The sequence below is a fragment of the Phreatobacter aquaticus genome (assembly GCF_005160265.1).
Classification (GTDB): Bacteria; Pseudomonadota; Alphaproteobacteria; order Rhizobiales; family Phreatobacteraceae; genus Phreatobacter; species Phreatobacter aquaticus.
Map to the genome: position 1 here is coordinate 1,867,916 of NZ_CP039865.1, position 14,371 is coordinate 1,882,286.

At 65.9% G+C, this 14,371-nt stretch carries 14 protein-coding genes; 8 read left to right on the plus strand and 6 right to left on the minus strand.

The genetic code is table 11. From position 1 onward, the window contains the following. Positions 1-94: 94 nt before the first annotated feature. Positions 95-1,387 carry an urea ABC transporter substrate-binding protein gene (urtA, locus tag E8L99_RS08715; RefSeq protein WP_137099171.1) on the minus strand — a complete coding sequence of 431 codons (1,293 nt, stop codon included), beginning with the start codon at positions 1,385-1,387 and terminating at the stop codon, positions 95-97. A gap of 322 nt (positions 1,388-1,709) precedes the next feature. On the opposite strand from urtA, the gene E8L99_RS08720 reads away from it, so the two are divergent. The 3 genes from E8L99_RS08720 to E8L99_RS08730 all read left to right on the plus strand — a co-directional run bounded on the left by E8L99_RS08720 (position 1,710) and on the right by E8L99_RS08730 (position 5,281). Beyond that, positions 1,710-2,906 carry an acyltransferase family protein gene (locus E8L99_RS08720; protein ID WP_168201610.1) on the plus strand — a complete coding sequence of 399 codons (1,197 nt, stop codon included), beginning with the start codon at positions 1,710-1,712 and terminating at the stop codon, positions 2,904-2,906. Between the two features lie 89 nt (positions 2,907-2,995). Then, a complete protein-coding gene (locus tag E8L99_RS08725; protein WP_137102030.1) occupies positions 2,996-4,348 on the plus strand; it encodes an AmpG family muropeptide MFS transporter in 1,353 nt (450 codons plus the stop codon). A gap of 6 nt (positions 4,349-4,354) precedes the next feature. Then, positions 4,355-5,281: a class I SAM-dependent DNA methyltransferase gene (locus tag E8L99_RS08730; RefSeq protein ID WP_137099173.1), complete on the plus strand. Its 927-nt coding sequence runs from the start codon at positions 4,355-4,357 to the stop codon at positions 5,279-5,281. 12 nt (positions 5,282-5,293) lie between these two features. Here the strand turns inward: E8L99_RS08730 and E8L99_RS08735 are convergent, their stop codons facing one another. Next, complete coding sequence (locus tag E8L99_RS08735) at positions 5,294-5,518, minus strand: hypothetical protein (RefSeq protein ID WP_137099174.1); 225 nt, start codon at positions 5,516-5,518, stop codon at positions 5,294-5,296. 175 nt (positions 5,519-5,693) lie between these two features. Between E8L99_RS08735 and E8L99_RS08740 the strand changes: the two genes are divergently transcribed. Then, a complete protein-coding gene (locus E8L99_RS08740) occupies positions 5,694-6,539 on the plus strand; it encodes a 23S rRNA (adenine(2030)-N(6))-methyltransferase RlmJ (protein WP_137099175.1) in 846 nt (281 codons plus the stop codon). 262 nt (positions 6,540-6,801) lie between these two features. Here the strand turns inward: E8L99_RS08740 and E8L99_RS08745 are convergent, their stop codons facing one another. Genes E8L99_RS08745 through E8L99_RS08755 form a run of 3 tightly spaced genes read right to left on the minus strand, consistent with a single transcriptional unit; the run spans position 6,802 to position 9,490 of the window. After that, positions 6,802-7,704, minus strand: coding sequence for an SDR family oxidoreductase (locus E8L99_RS08745; RefSeq protein ID WP_252511300.1), 903 nt, complete (start codon positions 7,702-7,704; stop codon positions 6,802-6,804). Further along, positions 7,701-8,807 (minus strand): tRNA epoxyqueuosine(34) reductase QueG, encoded by a 1,107-nt coding sequence (queG, locus tag E8L99_RS08750; protein ID WP_137102031.1) that lies wholly within the window; start codon positions 8,805-8,807, stop codon positions 7,701-7,703. Before queG ends, E8L99_RS08745 begins: the two co-directional genes overlap by 4 nt. After that, a complete protein-coding gene (locus tag E8L99_RS08755) occupies positions 8,804-9,490 on the minus strand; it encodes a glutathione S-transferase family protein (RefSeq protein ID WP_137099177.1) in 687 nt (228 codons plus the stop codon). The genes queG and E8L99_RS08755 overlap by 4 nt, the downstream gene beginning before the upstream one ends. Positions 9,491-9,695: 205 nt before the next feature. Here E8L99_RS08755 and E8L99_RS08760 point away from each other — a divergent pair, with 205 nt between their 5' ends. Beyond that, a complete protein-coding gene (locus E8L99_RS08760; protein ID WP_137099178.1) occupies positions 9,696-10,499 on the plus strand; it encodes an undecaprenyl-diphosphate phosphatase in 804 nt (267 codons plus the stop codon). 10 nt (positions 10,500-10,509) lie between these two features. Here E8L99_RS08760 and E8L99_RS08765 read toward each other — a convergent pair whose 3' ends face one another. Continuing rightward, positions 10,510-11,472: a complex I NDUFA9 subunit family protein gene (locus E8L99_RS08765; RefSeq protein WP_137099179.1), complete on the minus strand. Its 963-nt coding sequence runs from the start codon at positions 11,470-11,472 to the stop codon at positions 10,510-10,512. Between the two features lie 137 nt (positions 11,473-11,609). Here E8L99_RS08765 and E8L99_RS08770 point away from each other — a divergent pair, with 137 nt between their 5' ends. Genes E8L99_RS08770 through E8L99_RS08780 form a run of 3 tightly spaced genes read left to right on the plus strand, consistent with a single transcriptional unit; the run spans position 11,610 to position 14,366 of the window. Then, entirely contained in the window at positions 11,610-12,419 is an 810-nt protein-coding gene (locus E8L99_RS08770; protein ID WP_137099180.1) for an ABC transporter ATP-binding protein, read from the plus strand. Continuing rightward, positions 12,416-13,135 carry an ABC transporter ATP-binding protein gene (locus E8L99_RS08775; protein ID WP_137099181.1) on the plus strand — a complete coding sequence of 240 codons (720 nt, stop codon included), beginning with the start codon at positions 12,416-12,418 and terminating at the stop codon, positions 13,133-13,135. Before E8L99_RS08770 ends, E8L99_RS08775 begins: the two co-directional genes overlap by 4 nt. Before the next feature lie 22 nt (positions 13,136-13,157). After that, positions 13,158-14,366 carry an ABC transporter substrate-binding protein gene (locus tag E8L99_RS08780; RefSeq protein WP_137099182.1) on the plus strand — a complete coding sequence of 403 codons (1,209 nt, stop codon included), beginning with the start codon at positions 13,158-13,160 and terminating at the stop codon, positions 14,364-14,366. The last annotated feature ends 5 nt before the right edge of the window (positions 14,367-14,371 follow it).

Genomic DNA, 14,371 nt, shown 5'->3' on the forward strand with positions numbered 1-14,371 from the left:
GACGGTCTCGCCGGGGGCAGCGCAGGTCTCGCCGCGAGAGAGAGGCGCGCCGGTTTCAGCGGCGCGCCTCCATTGTCTTGTCAGGCCGTCAGCCTCATCGCTGGGCGCCGCCGCAGCGGCCGGTCTTCACGTTGAAGTTGCCGCAGTTCATCGGCGAGCGATGATCGGCGATCAGGTCGCGCGAACCTTCCAGATGCGGCGACCATTCCTGGGCGACGACCGTGCCGGGCGTCTGCCAGACAGTGTTGATCTGGCCGTTGCCCTGGATTTCACCGATCAGCACCGGCTTGGTGATGTGGTGGTTCGGCATCATCGTGGAATAGCCACCCGACAGGTTCGGCACGGCGATACCGATCATGGCGGCGCGCACCTTGGCCGGATCGGTGGTGCCGGCCGCTTCAACAGCCTTCACCCACATGGCGAAGCCGATGACATGGGCTTCCATCGGATCGTTGGTGACCGCGCGGGGGTTGTTCTTGAACGCGCGCCAGCGGGCGATGAAGTCGCGGTTGGCCGGGTTGTCGACCGACTGGAAATAGTTCCAGGCAGCGAGATGGCCGACCAGTGGCTTGGTGTCGATGCCGGCGAGCTCTTCCTCGCCAACCGAGAAGGCGACGACCGGGATGTCGGTGGCCTTCACGCCCTGGTTGCCGAGTTCCTTGTAGAAGGGAACGTTGGCATCGCCGTTCACGGTCGAGACCACCGCGGTCTTCACGCCGGTCGAGCCGAAGCGCTTGATGGCGGCGACGCGGGTCTGCCAGTCGGAATGGCCGAAGGGCGTGTAGTTGACCGAGATATCTTCCGGCTTGATGCCCTTGGAGAGCAGGTAGGCCTCGAGGATCTTGTTGGTCGTGCGCGGATAGACGTAGTCGGTGCCTTCGAGGACGAAGCGCTTGACGCCTTCGGCGAGGAGGTAGTCCACGGCCGGGATCGCCTGCTGGTTCGGAGCGGCGCCGGTATAGAAGATGTTCGGCGAGGATTCCTCACCCTCGTACTGCACGGGATAGAACAGGATCGAGTTGAGCTCCTCGAAGACCGGGAGGACAGACTTGCGCGACACCGAGGTCCAGCAGCCGAACGTCACGGCGACGCGGTTGCGGGTGATCAGCTCGCGGGCCTTTTCGGCAAACAGCGGCCAGTTCGAGGCCGGGTCGACGACGACCGCCTCAAGCTTCTTGCCGAGCAGGCCGCCGCGCTTGTTCTGCTCGTCGATGAGCATGAGCATGACGTCCTTCAGCGTGGTCTCGCTGATCGCCATGGTGCCCGAGAGCGAATGGAGAATACCGACCTTGATCGTTTCCTGGGCCTTCACCGGCGCGGCCAGGAGGCCGGTTGCCAGCGCGGCGCCGGCAGCGAGGCCGAGCACTTTTGCCTTGAGGTTAAACATGAGTGTTCCCGTTTCTGGTGGACGTCGCTCGGCCCGCAGCAAAAGATCTGCGAGTTCCGGCGCCTTCCCTATGGCAACCGCCGTGCCAGCGCATAGCTGACCTGCCAGAGTCTTGATGGAGTTCCAGAATCTGGAACAGGCAGGTCCGGCCTTCCGGGAAACTGCGTGGTATCTCGCTGCTCGGGGAGCGTGCGGACGCACAAAAATTAATCAGGCAATGTTGCATAATTAGTGTGCATGTCTGGTCTCTGGTATACCCCCGCGGCACGCGTGTTGCTGTGCATCTCTCGACATTTCCATCTGCAACAGGATGTGTGCGGCGATGAAACAGACTGTGACGCTTCCCACCCGCTTCCGGTCGCTCGATGCCTGGCGCGGCATCTGCGCAGCTCTGGTCGTGCTGTTCCATGTGCCAATCCTGCACATGGCCAAGGATGCCCCCGCCTTCGCCAACCTTCAGCTTGGCGTGGACTTCTTCTTCGTCCTGTCCGGCTTCGTCATCAGCCATGCCTATGGCGACAGGCTGCAGGCGACCCGCGACAGCCGCGGCTTCATGGAGGCGCGCTTCCGCCGGCTCTGGCCGCTTCACGTCGTTGTCCTGGCCGCCTTCGTCCTGCTTGAGCTTGCCAAGCTTGCCTATGGCTATGTGAAGCCCGGCTTCGTCGTGGATGCGGCGCCTTTCCCGCCTGGTCGTTCGCCAATCGAGATCGTCACCAATCTCTTGTTCCTGCAATCCTTCGGCCTGCACCCGGGCCTGAGCTGGAACAGTCCGGCCTGGAGCATCGCGGTCGAGTTCTGGACCTCGGCGGTCTTCCTCGGCATCCTTCTTTGGGCCCCCAAGGCCCGCAACGGCATCTTCATCGCCCTCGCTGTGGCCTCGGCGGCGATCCTGGCCCTTGTCTCGCCGTCGTCGCTGTTCGTCAGTTCGGATTGGGGCTTCGTGCGTTGCCTGCTCGGCTTCTCGGTCGGCTGCCTGGTCTATGACCTGCGGCTGCGCCTGCCCGCGCCGACATTGCCGCTCGGGCTGCTCGAGATTCTGACAGCCATGCTCGCGGCGGCCTTTGTCCTGCTCACGCCGCAGGGACCGGCTCATCTCGCCGCCCCGCTGGTCTTCGGCGTGCTGATCTATGTTTACTCGTTCGAGGGCGGCGCCGCGTCTGCCCTGCTCATGACCCGTGTGCCGCAGGCGCTGGGCCGTTGGTCCTTCGCCATCTACATGACCCATGCCTTCCTGTTCCAGCTGATGCGGACCGCAGGTTCCTTCGCCGATCAGAAACTCGGCCTGCATAACGTCGTCATGCACAACGGTGACAAGCTCATCACCATTGGCAGCCCGACCCAGGCCATCGTCGCCCTGGTGGCTGTGCCCGCCGTGGTCATTGCGGTCGGTGCCTTCTTCCATCGCTTCGTGGAAGTGCCGTTCAGCCGCAAGCCGGCTCCCTCGGCCGCTGCAACGCCCACGCCCCGGCTTGTGCCGCGGGAAGGCGGCGTCGGCGGTGTCACGGTGCGCCGCGCGTGAAAGCGCCAGGGTTGAAACTTCGTTAACCATCAGGCAGGCACCTAGGAGGTTCTGATCCGGAGGTGACCGTGGCCGCCAGCGACCTGAACATGCGCAAAGCGGGCTGGCGCGAAGCGGCGGCCGTCTACTTCCGGCGCGACGTGCTGGTCGTGTTGTTGCTCGGCTTCGCCGCCGGCCTGCCGCTCGCCCTGTCCGGCTCGACCCTGCTCGTCTGGATGGCCGAGAGTTCGGCCAACCTGTCGACGATCGGCCTGTTCGCGCTGGTTGGAACGCCCTACACGATCAAGTTCCTCTGGGCGCCGGTGGTCGATGCCATCGACATTCCCGTGCTTTCCCGCCTCTTCGGCCGCCGCCGCGGCTGGCTGATCTTCAGCCAGATCCTGCTGATGGCGGCGATCGTCTTCCTGGGGCTGCAGAACCCGGATGTGTCGCCGTTCATGGTGGCTGTCGGTGCCGTTCTGGTCGCGACCGCCTCCGCCACCCAGGACATCGTCATCGATGCCTACCGGGTCGAGAAGCTCGACACGTCGGAGCAGGCGGCCGGCATGGGCTCCTATGTCGCCGCCTACCGGATCGGCATGCTGGTCTCCACCGCCGGCGCGCTGCTGATCGTCTCCTATTTCGAGAAGGTGCAGGGCTTTCCGAAGGCGACCGCCTGGACCCTGTCCTACATCGTCATGGCGGGCTTCGTGGTGGTCGGCATGATCACCACGCTTGCCGCCCGTGAGCCGGCCCGCTCCGACGAGGCGGTGCGTCTCGCCCGCGCCGAGGCCAATCCGGTCGCACGGGTCGCGCAGGCGGCATTCGGCGCGTTTTCCCAGTTCCTGTCCCGCGACATGGCGCTGACGGTGCTGGCCTTCGTCATCCTTTTCAAGCTCTGCGACGCCTTCGTCGGCGCCATGACCGGTCCCTTCGTCATCCGCGGCATGGGCTATGGCCGCGAGGAATATGCGGCGATCGTCAAGGGCCTGGGCCTTGCCGCAACGCTCGCTGGCGGTTTTGCCGGTGGCTTTGTCGCCCGCGCGCTCGACCTGCGCACAAGCCTCTGGCTTGCCGCCTTCCTTCAGGCCGGATCCAACCTCGTCTTCGCGCTGCAGGCCGCCATGCCGGCAAGCTACGGCATGCTGGCTTCCGTCATCGTGGTCGAGAACTTCACCGGCGCGATCGGCACGGTGATCTTCGTCGCCTACCTGTCGTCGCTGTGCAATTCGCCGCTCCACACGGCCACGCAATATGCGCTGCTCTCGGCGCTCGCCGCTGTCGGCCGCACCTATCTCTCGGCGCCGGCCGGCTGGGTCGCGGGCCAGACCGGATGGTTCTGGTTCTTCGTTCTGTCCTGCCTCACCGCCATTCCGAGCATCGTGCTCCTGCTCTGGCTGCAGGCGCGCGGCCATTTTGCGACGCTGGAACGGCCCAAGGGCCCGCTCGCCACCGATGATTGAGCTCGCATGAGCGCCTCCTTCCGCTCGTCGGGCGATCTCCTGGCCGACCGCCGCTTCGACTATGCGATGGCGGCGAAGGAGGATGGCGACCTCGAGGCCGCAGCCGACCTCATCCGCCAGACCCTCGACATTGTGCCGCGCTGGGCTCCCGGCTGGTTCGCCCTTGGTGAAGTGGAGATGGCACGCGGACGCAGCGATGAGGCCGTGGCGGCGTTCCGGCACTCGCTTGATCTGGAGCCCGCCGATCCGTTGGGCGCCGGCCTTGCCCTTGCCAGGCTGGGCGTTGCCGATGCGACGGGCGCCATGTCCCCCGCCTATGTCGCGGCGCTGTTCGACCAATATGCGCCGCGCTTCGACAAGGCCCTGCGCGAGGGGCTGGCCTATCGTGGCCCGGAATTGATCGCCGATGCGCTTCTGCGCGTCGCGCGCGAGCAAGGCCTGCCCGAGCGGTTTGAGCGTGTCCTCGATCTCGGCTGCGGCACAGGATTGTTCGGTGAGGTCTTTGCCGGTCATTGCGGCCACCTCACCGGCGTGGATCTGTCGCCGGCGATGATCGAGGCCGCCGCGCGCAAGCAGATTTATCATCGCCTTGCCGTCGGTGACCTGACGGACGCGGCACTGGCCGAGCCGCCCGGCTCCCTGTCGCTGGTCGCGGCCGCCGATGTCTTCGTCTATGTCGCCGATCTTGCGCCGGTCTTCTCAGCCTCGGCCGAAGCGCTTGGGCCAGGCGGCCTGCTGGCATTTACCACGCAGGCGGAGGAGGGAGACGCCGTCAGGCTGGGCGCCGATCTGCGCTATGCCCATCCCGAACCATTGGTCAGGCGCTTGCTGGGCGATGCCGGTTTCCAGGTGAAGGTCTGTGATCGGGCATCGACCCGCCGGGAGCGCGATGCACCGGTGCCGGGACTGGTCGTGGTGGCTCAAAAGGCGTGAGAGGCGCCGGCCTCAGGGGCCGGTCACGCGCGCCATGGCAGCCGAGAGCGGCGCCAGATAGTCCATCTTGCGGGCGCCATCGAACGCACCCAGCACCTTCATGCCATCGCGGGCAACCGAATTGACGTCCTTGTGGAAGGCCATCAGCGGCTTGTCGAGCACGGCGGGACGCGCCGCGTCGAAATGCGGATGGCCCATCGCATAGAATGTCAAAACGAGGAATGTGCCCCGGAACATGATTGTCTCGCCTGCCACTGTGGAGTGGACTGCCTGCCGGCTTGGACCGGCCTTGGCTGCCTTATGACGCATGAGCTCTGAAAGCCGCCTTGCGAGATTGCGTGCAATTTTACCGAAAGTTCGATTCGAACTCGCGGATTGACGGAAAGGGGTTTGGCGCGCCACAGGGAGCGCCATGAACTATCGCCACGCCTATCATGCCGGGAACCCGGCAGATGTGATCAAGCACGCCGTCCTCGCCTTCGTGATCGACTATCTCCTGAAGAAGGAGGCGCCGATCCGGGTGATCGACACCCATGCGGGGCTCGGCCGCTATGATCTGACATCGGATGCTGCCGAGCGCACCGGCGAATGGGTCGAGGGCATCGGCCGGCTCTGGGGGCGTGACCTGCCCGAACCGCTGGAGGCGCTGGTCGGCAGCTATATGGACTCAGTCGCCAGGCTCAATCCGGACGGTCGCCTGCGCTTCTATCCCGGCAGCCCCGATATTGCCCGGCTGATGACCCGCCCGGTCGATGGCATGACCTTCTGCGAACTGCATCCGGAGGATGGTGACGATCTTGCACGGCTCTATGCGCGCGACCGCCGCATCAAGGTGATCGGCATTGACGGCTGGCTGGCGCCGAAGGCCTTCCTGCCGCCGAAAGAGAAGCGTGGTCTCGTCCTGATCGATCCGCCCTTCGAGCAGCCGGGCGAGTTCGACCGCCTGGTCGAGGCGCTGGACAATGGCTATCGCCGCTGGGCGGGGGGCGTGTTCCTGCTCTGGTATCCGGTCAAGGATGCGGCGGCCGTGAAGCGGTTCCACCGGGCGATCGCCGAGCTCGCAATCCCGAAATGCCTGACGATCGAGACGACCTGGCGGGCTGTCGACGGCGAAAGGCTGTCGGGCGCCGGTCTTGTGACGGTCAATGCGCCCTATACGCTGGCCGAAGTGTGCCGTGCCGCCGCGCGTCCGCTCTGGGACGTGCTGGAGATGCCGAACGGCCGCCTGGACCTGTTTGGCGGCGAGGACCGCGCCTGACCTTACGGGTCGGTGCGCAGGTTCATCTGCTTCGAGGTGTCGAAGACGAACAGCGCGAGCGCGCCGCCCACTCCCAGACCTATCGCGATGATGGCGGCATCGATGAGCAGAGATGCAAGCATGACAAACCCCTGAAGGCTCGGGTGACGGTCGTCATCCACGGCTTCGGCCGTCGGGGTTTCCGCGCGCAGCTACGACAGGGTCATGCTCAAGTGATTTGTGCGATGCAGCAATGCTGTTTCTGTCTTGCTGCAATGCAACATTAGGGGTCCTGCGGCTCTGCGTGTCCGTCGCCCCCGGCGGCCAATGCCTGGAGCGCCACCCGGAAGTTTGGATGCAACAGGTTAACGCCCAGTTCACCCTTCAACCGGCGATTGGCCACTCGCTTGCACTCCCCGTAGAAGCTGCGGCCCATGGGTGACAGGCCGGCCTGCTCGAACGGGATATCGGGCGGCACCGGCACACCCAGAAGCTCGGCGGCATAGGTGATGACGTCCTGCGCCGGGGAGGGCTCGTCATCCGTGACGTTGACCACCCCGGAATAGCGCCGCTCGAAGCCGGCTAGTACGGCTTGCGCGATATCATCGACATGGATGCGGTTGAACACCTGGCCCAGCTTGATGATCCGGCGCGCCGTGCCGCGCCTCAGATTGACCAGCGCATTGTTGCCGGGCCCATAGATGCCGGAGAGCCGAAGGATGGCGACCGGCACGCCATTGGCCTGGCCGAAGGCGGTCCAGGCGCGCTCGGCCTCCAGCCGCTCCAGGCTGCGCGGACTGACCGGCTTAGGCTCGGTCGTCTCATCGACCCAGCCGCCGTCATGGTCGCCATAGACGCCGACGGTCGAGAGATAGGAGACGGCGCGCAGATGGGCCGATGACAGCGCAGGCGTGCAGGCCCGCAGGACGGGATCGCCCTGGTCGTTCGGCGGCACCGAGACCAGAACATCGTCGGCCTGCCCGATGGCCTGAGCCAGGTCGTCGCTCATCCGGCTGCCATCGAACGGGATCACGCTCACCGCCTGGCCGGCCACGCCACTCGCCGTGAGAGCCGCCGCGCGCTCGGCCGAGCGGACCGTCGCGATGATCCGCTCGTAGCGTTTGCCCGAGGCGCGCACTGTCGCAACCGACGAATAGCCAAGGCCGAAGATCAGAAGCGTGCTCATGTCGTCCATTCCTTGAGAACGTCGGGGTCCGTCTCAGACGTAGCTGGCCCGGCCGGCAGCCGCTCCGGCGCGATCTGGCGCAGTGCCCAGATGGCCGCGCCGCGCACCAGCGGCGAGGGATCGTCGAGCAGGGTGGCGGCGGGTTCGGCAAGGGAAACGTCACTGCTGTTGCCGATGGCGATCAGCACATTGCGGATGAAGCGGTCACGGCCGACCCGCTTCACCGGGCTCTTGCTGAACAGGGCCCGGAAGGCGGCATCGTCGAGGATTACGAGATCGGCGAGCCTCGGCCGCTTCAGCGCCGCGCGGGCGGCAAGCTTCGCCTGCCGGCCAGCTTCGGCAAACTTGTTCCACGGACACACGGCGAGGCAATCGTCGCAGCCATAGATGCGGTTGCCGATCGCCTTGCGGAATTCCTGCGGGATCGGTCCCTTGTTCTCGATGGTGAGGTAGCTGATGCAGCGCCTGGCATCGAGCTGATAGGGAGCTGGAAAGGCCGCTGTCGGACAGATGTCGAGGCAGGCGCGGCACGATCCGCAATGGTCGCGCTCCGGCTGGTCGGGCGCAATCTCCAGGGTCGTCATGATCGACCCGAGGAACAGCCAGGAACCGAAGCTGCGCGACACCATGTTGGTGTGCCGGCCCTGCCAGCCGAGGCCGGCGGCGGCGGCCAGCGGCTTTTCCATCAGCGGCGCGGTATCGACGAAGACCTTGATCGCGCAGCCGGTCTCGTCCACCAGCCAGCGGCCCACGGCTTTGAGCTTCGCCTTGATCACGTCGTGATAATCGTCGCCCTGGGCATAGACCGAGATGAGACCGGCCTCGCGATCGGCAAGGCCCTCAAGCGGGTTGGTCTCGGGGCCGTAATTCATCGCCAGCATGATGATGCTGCGCCCCTCCGGCCAGAGCACTTGCGGAGAGGAGCGCCGTTCCAGCGTCTCTTCCATCCAGGCCATGGAGCCATGATGGCCGGCATCGACGGCTGCCTTGAGTCGCGGCCCGGCATGAGGAATGGCGTCGGGGGTGGTGAAGGCGACCAGGTCGAAGCCCTCGGCGCGCGCGGCGTCCCGGATCGCGTCGCGCAGCGCCTGGCCGTCGCTCAGAAGTCGAGATCGGCGTAGGTCGCGCTCGCGGGCATTCCGACCACCCGATCGGCCAGCAGCGCCCGGAACGACGGGCGCGACTTCACCTTCGCGTACCAGTCCTTGGCTGTCTCGTCGTCGGTCCACGGCACATCGCCCAGATAATCGACGACCGACAGATGGGCGGCCGCCACGAGATCGGCGTAGCTCAGTTCGGGACCGGCAAGCCAGTCGTTCCGCTGCGCGAGCCAGCCGATATAGCGCAGATGGTAGCGGATATTGGCGCGCGCCGCGCGGATGGCGCTGGTGTTCGGGCCGCCGCCGCCCTGGGTTGGCGGCATGAAGCGCTTGTCGATCTTCTCCGCCACCAGTGGCCCAGAGACCTCCTCGAAGAATTTCACGCCGAACCAGTGCATGAGCCGGCGCACCTCGACCCGCTGCACCGGACCGTCTGGCAACAGCTTGCGCTCAGGCGGATGACCGACACTTTCCTCGAAATAGGTGACGATGATCTCGGCGCCGGGGATCGCCAGCTCGTCGCTGACCTCCAGCACCGGCGTGGTGCCCTCCGGGTTCAGCCTGAGGAAATCGTCATGCCGCTCCCATGGTTTTGCTTCCGCCATATCCGTCTCAAGCCCGCGCTCGGCGAGCACCAGCCTGACAAAGCGGGAGTGAGGGCAGAAGAAGCGGTGGTGCAGAAGCATTCGGTCAAGCCTGGACGGGGCCGGCAATCGAGGATGCCGGTGTGGTTTTTCCGTGACATGGCAGTCGAGCGGCGCTGCATAGCGGCTTGGAGAGCGAGAAACAACCGCGCGCCTGCTGTGTCGTTTTGGAAGGGCGACGGTTGTGGTTAACGCTTCGTGAAGGCGCCTGTGGTTGATTCGGCGCGCGGCGCGGGCGGGAGCAGTCATGGACATCGCCAATATGGGCAAGGCCCTCATCCTCGGCATCGTCGAGGGTGGAACCGAATTCATTCCGGTCTCGTCGACCGGGCACCTCATCCTCCTCGGCCATTTCCTCGGCTTTCAGTCGACCGGCAAGACCTTCGAGGTACTGATCCAGCTGGGTGCGATCCTGGCCATCCTGCTGGTCTATTTCTCAAGGTTGTTCGGGGTTCTGCTCTGCCTGCCGACCGATGCCTGGGCGCGCCGTTTCGTCGTTTCGGTTCTCGTCGCCTTCCTGCCGGCGGCCCTGCTGGGTGCGCTCCTGCACAGCCGCATCAAGGCGGTGTTCGAGCGCCCGGACCTCGTCTGCGTGGCGCTGATTCTCGGCGGCATCGTGCTGCTTGTCGTCGACCGGCTGAAGCTCGAGCCGAAGGACGACAATGCCTTCCGCTTCACGCCCTGGCTCGCCTTCAAGATCGGCATCTGCCAGTGCGCGGCGCTGTTTCCCGGCGTATCACGCTCGGGTGCGACCATTGTCGGCGCGCTGCTGATGGGCACGACCAAGCGGGCGGCGGCGGAATTCTCGTTCTTCCTCGCCATGCCGACCATGGCGGGTGCCTTCGCCTATGACCTCTACAAGAACTACAAGCTGCTCGACTTCGCCGACGCAGCCAATATCGGCATCGGCTTTGTGGCAGCCTTCATCTCCGGTCTGATCGTCGTGCGCTACCTGCTCGACTATGTCAGCCGGCACGGTTTCGGGGTCTTCGCCTGGTGGCGGATCATCGTCGGAACGCTGGGGCTCGTTGGTCTGTTCGCCTTCCGCTGAAGGCGAACGCTCAGCGCAGCTGTTCTGAGAACTGGCCCTGGCGGCGGAAGCGCCAGAGATAGCTCGGCACGATTGCTTCCACCGATTGCGGATGGATGCCGAGGCCTTCCAGGGTCCGGCCCTCGGCCTTGGCAGCCTCGCCCACCAGATTGTCGCTCTTCAGCAGTTCCACCTGGTCAACGGTCAGCATGGGCTTCGGCAGAAGCTGCATGAAGCGCGCGTTGAACGTGGCGGCCCAGAACGGCATGGGCACCAGCAGCCGCTTGCGGCCGGTGGTCGCGCAGATGAATTCCAGGAGCTCGCGGAAGCTCTTGGGCGCCGGGCCGCCCAGCTCGTAGACCGTGCCGGCCTTGGCCTTGCCATCGACGGCGGCCATCACCGCTTCGGCCACGTCTCCGACGAACACCGGCTGGAACTTCGTCTCGCCGCCGCCGACCAGCGGCAGGATCGGCATCATCTGCGCCATGCCGGCAAAGCGGTTGAAGAAATCGTCCTCGGGTCCGAACACGATCGACGGACGCAGGATGACCGCATCCGGCGCTGCCGCCAGAACCGCGGCTTCGCCGGCCGCCTTGGTGCGGGCATAGTTCGCCGCGCTCTCGGCATCGGCGCCGATGGCTGAAATGTGGATCAGCTTGGCGCCGGCCTCGGCTGCGGCCTTGGCCACTGTTCCGGCGCCGCGGGCCTGAACCGCATCGAATCGCTGCCGGCCGGTCTCGTAGAGAATGCCGACGCAGTTGACGACGAACTCGGCGCCCTCGACCGCCTGGCGCACCGAATCCGGATAGCGCAGGTTGGCCTGGACGAAATTGATCTGCCCGACGGAGCCGAGCGGCTGGAGGTGGCCGGCAAGATCGGGGCGGCGGACCGCGACGCGGATGCGGAAACCACGCTTGGCGAGTGCGCGGACGACATGGCGCCCGACGAAACCTGAGCCGCCGAATACCGTGACGAGCCGGTCAAACGTCTGCATCGCGAACCCCCGTGATTATCCGCAGATTGGCCGCTCTCTAGTCCATTTCCAGAGAGCCGTACAGGCCCCAAACCGGAACGCCCGCCAGCATCGGCATGGCTGGACGCAGGGCCGATCGCTGTGCACGATAAGAGCCGATGATCTCTGTTGAACCTGCCCATCCGCTCCCTGCACCCGGCACCAGCCAACACGCGCTGTCGATCGACGGCGTGCGCCTGGCCTTCGGCGGCGTCCAGGCGCTCGATGGCGTCACATTCGACATCGCGAAAGGGCGTCTGACGGCGCTGATCGGGCCGAATGGAGCCGGCAAGACAACACTGTTCAACGTCGTGGCCGGCCTGCTCCGCCCGGATGCCGGCCGCGTGCTGCTCGGCGGCACCGACCTTGTTGGCCTGAAGCCCGAGGCGATCACGGCCAGGGGACTGGTCAAGTCGTTCCAGATCGCCCGCGGTTTTCCGAAGATGACCGTCTTCGAGCACCTCATGGTCTATGGCCAGAACCAGCCGGGCGAGCGGCTCTGGCCGGCGTTGGTCGGGGGCGCTGCCGCCCGCAGGCGGGAACAGGAGCTGGCCGAACGCGCGCTCGGCGTCGCGAAACGGCTGCGGCTTGCCCATGTCATCGACAATCTGGTCACCGCATTGTCCGGCGGCCAGAAGAAGCTCCTGGAGATCGGCCGCGCGCTGATGGCCGACCCGGCCGTCATCCTGTTCGACGAGCCTGCCGCCGGCGTCAATCCGACGCTCGCCGAGGAGATCGGCGACGAATTGCGCGCCATCGTCGCCGAGGGCCGTACCGTCGTTCTGATCGAGCACGACATGGCGCTGATCGAGCGCATCGCCGATCATGTGATCGTCATGGCGCTCGGCAAGCGGCTGGCCGAGGGTTCGTTCGACGAGGTCCGCGACAATGTCGAGGTTCAGACTGCCTATCTCGGGGGACGTCGATGAGCGCCTTCTCGATCGAGGGTCTGGTCGGCGGCTATGGCGCGGCTGACCATGTGGTGAAGGGCGTCGATCTCCAGGCGGCCCCCGGCGAGCTCGTCTGCATCATCGGGCCGAACGGCGCCGGCAAGTCCACAGTGCTGAAACTGGCCGCGGGCCTGCTCAGCCCGAAGGCCGGTCGTGTCACGGTTGGCGAAACGGCCATTGCCAATGCCTCGCCCCAGGCGGTCCTCGCCGCCGGCTTCGTGCTGGTGCCGCAGGAAAAGAACGTTTTCGGCGGCCTGTCGGTCGAGGAAAACCTCGCCATGGGCACGCATATGCGGCCGGCGCTGTTCAAGGCACGCCGCGATGCCGTGTTCGACCGACTGCCGCTGCTTGCTGCCCGCCGCCGCCAGCTCGGCAAGACGCTCTCCGGCGGCCAGCGCCAGCTGCTCGCCATGGGCATTGCCTTGATGGCGGAGCCGAAGGTCCTGGCGCTGGACGAGCCGACTGCCGGTCTGTCGCCGGTTGCCGCCGACGGCCTGTTCGCCACGATCCGCGGCCTCGCGTCTGGCGATGTCGCGGTCGTCATGGTCGAGCAGAATGCCCTCGAGGCGTTGACCATCGCCGACCGCGCCTATGTGCTGGTCGACGGCCGGGTCGCCCGCGAGGGCCGCGCCTCCGATATCGCTGCTGACGACGACATCCGCCGCCTGTTTCTGGGGGGCCGCAAGGCCGCCTGATCGATCAAGAAGGGGAACCAACATGGCCGCCATCATCACCCGCCGCCGCCTGCTTGCCGGAGCTTCGACCCTTGGCCTCGGCCTGGTCGCCGCGCCGTCCATCCTTCGGGCTCAAGCCGGTCCGATCCGCATCGGCACGCTCACTCCGCTCACCGGCGCCGGCGGCCAGTACGGCCCGCTCATGGCCAATGTCGTCAAGGCGGTGGCCGAGGAGGTCAATGCTGCCGGCGGCCTCATCGGCCGTCAGATCCAGGTCATTTCCGAAGACGACCAGACCAATGCGGAGGCCGGCGTACGCGCCGCCCGCAAGCTGATCGATGTCGACCGCGTTTCCGCCATCATGGGCACCTGGGCCTCGGCGGTCACCACAGCCGTCGCACCGCTCTGCTGGGAGAGCAAGACGTTCCTGCTCACCGTCTCCGGCGCTGATTCCATCACCCAGCTGCCGCACAATGGCTGGCTTGCCCGCACCCAGCCGAACACCACCCTGCAGGGCCGCAAGTTCGGCGAGTTCGCGCTGGAGGTCTCCGCCGGCAAGCGGCTCTTCGTCATGATGCCGCAGACGCCGTTCACCCAGTCGACCTATGCCAACATGAAGGCCGTCTATGAAAAGGCCGGCGGCACGATCGAGTTGATGATCTATGACGACAAGAAGCCGAGCCTGCGCACCGAGGTCGATCAGGCCCTGCGCTTCCGCCCGGACTGCATCTTCCTCGGCGGCTACCTGACCGACACGACCGTGCTCGTCCGCGACCTCTATCGCGGCGGCTACAAGGGCAAGCTGGTCGGTGCCGGCTACGCCATCAACCAGCGGCTCTCGGATGCGGTTGGTCAGCCCGAGGCTCTGGAAGGCGCCTATGGCATGAACCCCTCGCCGCAGGAGGGTTCGGCTGGCTGGAAGAAGGTTTCCGAGATCATCAAGCAGGCCTCGCCCGATCCGTTCTCCTGCCAGATCTACGACCATGTGAACCTCGCCCTGATGGCGATGGCGCAGGCCAAGGACGCATCCGGGCAGGCCATTCGCGACAATATCCGCAAGGTCAGCCAGGGCGGCGGCGAGAAGGTCGAGAGCGCGGTGGCGGGCATCAAGCTGATCGCCGAGGGCAAGAAGGTCGACTATGACGGCGCGTCGGGCCCCTGCGATTTCACCGACACCGGCGACATCTCGGACGTGAAATTCCGCTACGAGGAAATCAAGGCCGGCAAGGCAACATTGCTGCGCATCTCCTGATCCGC